Below are 5,290 nucleotides of genomic sequence, written 5' to 3'. Positions count from 1 at the left end.
CTGTTAACACCTCTAATTCCATCCTTTCAGTGGTCGTATACTAAAAGGATATCGTATTAGGGGCGGCAGTGGACTCTTTTGTTGGTCAAGCGGCTGGATTTTTAATTGCCACTTGGCTGATTTTTAGTTTACCAAATACAACTTGAAAAAGAGAATTTAGAAATAAAGTATCTAAAACTCTACATCATAAAAGTTATTTTACAAAAGAAATTTTTGGAGTACTCTAATAGATTATCACCAGAAGATATTTTAGTAGATAATTGGAAAGGATGGTATGAAGACTTTTTAACCTTAGTTCTTCATAATGATAAATAAAATGTTCGAGGAAACGCTGATTATATTAAAACCTGATTGTTTAGAGAGAAATTTAGAAGATAGGTGTTTAAAGAGATTAGAAAAGCTTGGAGAAATTACATTAATAAGCAAGATAAATGTTTCAGCTAATCAAATAATGGCACATTACGAAGATAATTTGAAAGATAAACCTGAAAACATTAAATATAGGGTATTAAATTATTTTGTGAACAAGGAAGTGATAGTCATATTATTAAGGGGGGAGAATGTTATAGCAAATACTAGGAAATTAATAGGTGCCTCAGACCCAGCAAAAAGTCCTAAAGGAACAATTAGAGGGGATTGGGGGATAGATTCTTATTCAATAGCTGATGCAAGTGACAGAAGCTGTTATAATATCATCCATGCGAGTGATAGCGAAGTGAATTATATTCGAGAAAAAAATTTGGATAGGAGTGGATTAGAATATGAGAATATGCCTAGTTTCAGAGGAATTTCCAGTTGAAACTCCTAAAGGAGGAATTGCAACGTATCAATATCAGATTTCAAAAGATCTAATTCAATTAGGTCATGAAGTTCATGTAATCTGCAAGACTTTAGAAAAAGAGGATAGAGAAGAAATTTTTGAGGGAATTAACCTACATTATCTATCAGGGAAATCGGAGCTAACTTTAGAGGAAGATTTTACTTATAGGAATAAAGTGAAGTCAAAAATGGTAGAACTTGAGGAAAGAGTTGATATTTTTGAAGTTGCTGATTGGGGAGCAGAGGGATTTTATTATTTACCGATTAGAAATAAACCAACAGTAATAAAACTGCACACTCCTCTTTATGTATGGAATAGCTACAATCATTTGCCTATGGATGAAAGAATGGAAAGATTAGAGCAAGATGAAATTGAAAGCTTAAAATTAGCAGATTCTATATATAGTTGTTCAAATTCTTTAGCTAATATAGTTAAAGGAACTTTACCTGAACTTGAAAATATTGAGGTAATCTATAATCCCCTACCTCAGATAAAACAAAACATAAAAAGAAACGAACAAAAAATGCTTCTTTTTGTAGGAAGTCTGGAAGAAAGAAAAGGGGTATTACAACTAGCTTCGGTATTAAATGATTTCTTAGAGAAGAATCTAGATTTTAAAGTTGTATTTGCGGGTAAGGATACAGATAGAAATAGATTTCATACTTCCACTAAAAAGGTTGTTTTATCCAAGGTAAATGTTAAATTTCATTCCAGAGTAATTTTTAAAGGTCATTGTTCTAAAGAAGATCTAGAGAAATTATTTTTATCATCAAGTGTTTGTATTTTTCCATCTTTATTTGAAAATTTTCCGTATGTAATGCTAGAGGCTATTTCAATGCAATGTCCTGTTATTGGTAGTATTAATGGGGGAATGGCAGAAATTATCGAGCATGGGAAGAGTGGATGGTTATGTGATCCGTTTTCAAAAGAGGAGCTATTAGAAGTACTTCAAGAAGCTATAGATTCAAATGAAAAAGGTAAAATTGCGAAAAATGCATTTCAGAGGGTAATAGATTTAAAATTAAATAAGGTTGCAGAAGCCACAGCAGAGTACTATGAGAAAGTAATTAAACATTATGAAAAGAAAACCTTATATCATCGCCATTGAGGGAAATGATGGTGCTGGAAAAAGTACAATTGTAAAACTGCTAAGTCAATATTTAAAAAGTAAAAACTATAAAGTAAGGGTTCTAAGATACAATATGTCTTTTACAACACTTCCTGCAATAAAAGAGGGCAAGAGAAGAAAGTTTTCTCCAGTTGTTAATACCTTATTGCATTTTTTAAGTGTGGTAGATCAACAAGAACGGTTATATCATAATATTGATTTTATAATTTGGGATAGATATAAATATTCTGTTTATTCAAGAGGTAAAGCTAGAAGAACAGATGTCTCTGTTTTAAATTTTATTTTAGAATATTGTTCAGTCCCCGATATAACTATATATCTAGATATCACTCCTGAATTATCTTTAAAACGTTTGAATGGGGCTTATAATTATTGGGAATCTGGTCAAGATATATATCCTCATTTATCTAAAGAAAAGTCGTTTTTGAAATTTCAAAATAATGTCAGAGAGGAATTTATAAAAATTTTATCTAAAAATGATAATAGTTTTTTCATTAATATATCAGATGAAAGAACAAAACGAGATATATTTAGTGAGTGTGTCAATATTTTAAAAAAATCAGAAATTGAGAGGAATATATGGAAACGTTAGAGCACTTTGGAGTATATGGTGTATGCATCAATAATGACAAATTATTATGTATAAAAAAGAATGGCGGTCCTTATAATGGCAGATATGATTTGCCTGGAGGCAGTCGTCAAAAAAGTGAAAGTTTGTTGGAATCTTTACATAGAGAATTTGAGGAAGAGACAAGTTTCAAAATAGCTAAAATCTATAAAAATTCCTTATTTGATACATTTGTAAAATTGAATGACAAACAAAGAGTACATCATATATTTGGACTATATGATGTAGAATTAGAAAAAAAAGAGAACTTTAAAAAAGTTGAAGAAATTATAAACTGCTGTGAAATTAATGATTCTCTAGGAGAAGAATGGGTAGATATAAGTGAATTAAACGAACAAAATGCTTCACCTTTAATATTGAAAGCATTAGAAAAAAGTGAAAACTTTAAGGCGAAAAATTATTATGAATGGAAGATTTTATAATGAATAAACGACGTTGGGAAGTACTATCAGACTTATTAAATACCTTGAATCTTTCGGAATATTCGATAACAGAGATAGGCGTGTTCGAAGGGAAGACCTGTCAGTACTTAGTAGATAAGCATGAATTTCGGAATTATTTTTTAATAGATCCATATAGCAACTATTCAGAATATGATGATTCTAGGGCAGATAGCTTGAGACTAGTAGATGCTTATCAGAAAATATTAAAGATTGTTGATAATAATGAATGTATTCAACATTTTAAAATGTATTCAACAGAAGCTATAAGTAATGTTAAGGACAATTCTTTAGATTTAGTTTTTATTGATGCAAATCATGATTATCTCTTTGTTAAGCAGGATATTGAGTTATGGAAAAAGAAAGTCAAACAAGGTGGTATAATTGCAGGCCATGACTATAATTATCCAGGAATAACTGGGGTAAAAAGAGCAGTTGATGAGCTTTTTGGGGATAGAGTAAAGCTAGAATCCGACTATGTATGGTATGTGAATAATTGGGATTAAGACATTTATATGATTAAAAGAGATAGGGTTTATTATATTGGGTTTAGTCCTATTAATGGAATTTGCAATGAATTGTTTTTTGAAGGGTCTATTACAATGTATCCGAATAATGAAAAAGGAAACATTTTTTTTAGTAATCAATTAATTGAAGATGAACGTTCTGATGATGCTGTTCAAAAATTTCGTCAATTTGTGTTGGAAAAGGTTGAAGAATTATTGTCTTTTGATTCTACTATAAAATTTTTGATTTTCAATGATAAGGAGCGAACGAAACAAATATGTAATTTTATCAACAAGGAAAATATAATACCCGGTAATTCTTTTAAAGTATTAGAATATTTAAATAACAAAGAAAAAATTCGCACAAAATTTCAAGGTATTATTCCTATGCTGGATTATAACTGGAAAAATGGTTATGAACTAGATATTCCCTTTATTAATAATGTATTAAAGCAAAAAGGGAAGATAGTTGTTCAGGGAATGGTAGGAGCGGGTGGAAACAATACATATTTCATAAAAAAAATAGAAGATTTTAACAAAATTGAAATACTTAATAATACAAGATATTGTCTTTCAGAGTATAAACCAAATACTCCAATAAATATTACTATTGTTGTTGGAAAGAATATTATTCTTTTTCCAATGTCAGTACAATTAATAAAAAAAGAAAATGGAAGATTTATTTATAAGGGAGCAGATTTCACATACCCCAAACATTTTGATAGCCATTTAAAAAAGTGTATCAGAGAATATTCGGTAACAATTGCCAATAAAGTAAAAGATATGGGATATAGAGGGATTCTGGGAATTGACTTTATTATTGATTCGCAACAAAATGTATATTTTATGGAATTGAATCCAAGATTTCAGGCTTCTTCTTTTTACTTAAGTAGGAGATTAGAGAGTTTTACTGGATTTAATTTAGCATTTTTACATTATCTATCTCTTATTAATGAACGATTTCCAAAGTTCAATATGAAGTTAATAGATGAAGTTCAAGGAAGCTTTTTAAATTGCAATTCTGAGACAGAAAGTATCGGCATACCTCATGATTCTGAAATAAGAAATGGGTATTTTCCACAATCAAAGGCATCGATATATAGAAAAGTATATAATATTTCCATTGTTAAAGAGGATAATTTTGAGAAAACAGAAATCAACTGATATAAATAATTTTTTTTGAAGATTAGGACCTTGGAGAGGGTCGTTAAAAACTACTACAATAAAAAGGAGGAGTGAAGTCATGAGTACATATGAAGCACCTAAGGCAGTTCTCGTTGAAATGCCTGCAGCGTTGGCAGCAGAGATGATGCGCTAGACTATTAAAATAATTTAGAATAGTACTAGGAAGTTTGGCGTGATAAGTTACCATGCCTTGTCGGTTGGTACGAGCTAATTGATAGTTGACTGCTTCAAAAGGTGAAGATGGCAAGCTCGCCATGGCCTCTAAATCTTCTTGAAACAACTGATAGACAGACACTTTCTTTTTATAATGTTGACGATTCAGGTCCTGATAACACCGTGTCAAAAGCTCCTGATTGTATATTTCAATATCGTCAAAATGAGGGATCGGTACAAAGTAATTCCTCCGAGCCGTTCCCACATAATTTTCTACAGACCCTTTTTCATAACCAGCCACTGGATTACAAAAATTAGATTCAAAAGAAAAGTGACATTGAAGGCGTCTAAAGTTATCTGTTACTTCTCTTTCTCCATCAGCGAGTATTTTCTTCACAGCCGTCGACATATTATCGAGCCATATCACTC

The 5,290-nt window shown here is 30.7% G+C and carries 6 protein-coding genes and 1 pseudogene; 6 read left to right on the top strand and 1 reads right to left on the bottom strand.

All coding sequences use genetic code 11. From position 1 onward, the window contains the following. Positions 1-316: 316 nt before the first annotated feature. From D3H64_RS03105 to D3H64_RS03080, 6 genes are read left to right on the top strand one after another with little or no spacing between them, the layout of a single operon-like run. Positions 317-799, top strand: a complete 483-nt coding sequence (locus D3H64_RS03105; RefSeq protein WP_158589210.1) for a nucleoside-diphosphate kinase — start codon at positions 317-319, stop codon at positions 797-799. Further along, positions 762-1,928 carry a glycosyltransferase family 4 protein gene (locus tag D3H64_RS03100; protein WP_121564704.1) on the top strand — a complete coding sequence of 389 codons (1,167 nt, stop codon included), beginning with the start codon at positions 762-764 and terminating at the stop codon, positions 1,926-1,928. The genes D3H64_RS03105 and D3H64_RS03100 overlap by 38 nt, the downstream gene beginning before the upstream one ends. Next, positions 1,897-2,541, top strand: a complete 645-nt coding sequence (locus D3H64_RS03095) for a deoxynucleoside kinase (protein WP_121564702.1) — start codon at positions 1,897-1,899, stop codon at positions 2,539-2,541. Before D3H64_RS03100 ends, D3H64_RS03095 begins: the two co-directional genes overlap by 32 nt. After that, positions 2,529-2,999, top strand: a complete 471-nt coding sequence (locus tag D3H64_RS03090) for an NUDIX hydrolase (RefSeq protein WP_121564700.1) — start codon at positions 2,529-2,531, stop codon at positions 2,997-2,999. Before D3H64_RS03095 ends, D3H64_RS03090 begins: the two co-directional genes overlap by 13 nt. Continuing rightward, on the top strand, positions 2,999-3,523 hold the full coding sequence (locus tag D3H64_RS03085; RefSeq protein WP_158589209.1) for a class I SAM-dependent methyltransferase: 525 nt from the start codon (positions 2,999-3,001) through the stop codon (positions 3,521-3,523). Before D3H64_RS03090 ends, D3H64_RS03085 begins: the two co-directional genes overlap by 1 nt. Before the next feature lie 9 nt (positions 3,524-3,532). Continuing rightward, on the top strand, positions 3,533-4,687 hold the full coding sequence (locus D3H64_RS03080) for an ATP-grasp domain-containing protein (RefSeq protein WP_121564696.1): 1,155 nt from the start codon (positions 3,533-3,535) through the stop codon (positions 4,685-4,687). A 43-nt stretch (positions 4,688-4,730) separates the two neighbouring features. On the opposite strand, the pseudogene D3H64_RS10190 reads toward D3H64_RS03080, so the two are convergent. Further along, positions 4,731-5,290, bottom strand: a pseudogene (locus tag D3H64_RS10190) (hypothetical protein); the annotation flags it as partial.

The organism is Atopobacter sp. AH10, from assembly GCF_003664595.1.
Lineage (GTDB): Bacteria > Bacillota > Bacilli > Lactobacillales > Aerococcaceae > Atopobacter.
This window is presented reverse-complemented; position numbering and strand designations above follow the sequence as displayed.

Excerpts from the sequence above, each read along its gene's own strand:
- D3H64_RS03080 (WP_121564696.1), top strand. The coding sequence starts at position 3,533 with ATGATTAAAAGAGATAGGGTTTATTATATTGGGTTTAGTCCTATTAAT.
- D3H64_RS03095 (WP_121564702.1), top strand. The coding sequence starts at position 1,897 with ATGAAAAGAAAACCTTATATCATCGCCATTGAGGGAAATGATGGTGCT.
- D3H64_RS03100 (WP_121564704.1), top strand. The coding sequence starts at position 762 with ATGAGAATATGCCTAGTTTCAGAGGAATTTCCAGTTGAAACTCCTAAA.
- D3H64_RS03090 (WP_121564700.1), top strand. The coding sequence starts at position 2,529 with ATGGAAACGTTAGAGCACTTTGGAGTATATGGTGTATGCATCAATAAT.
- D3H64_RS03085 (WP_158589209.1), top strand. The coding sequence starts at position 2,999 with ATGAATAAACGACGTTGGGAAGTACTATCAGACTTATTAAATACCTTG.
- D3H64_RS03105 (WP_158589210.1), top strand. The coding sequence starts at position 317 with ATGTTCGAGGAAACGCTGATTATATTAAAACCTGATTGTTTAGAGAGA.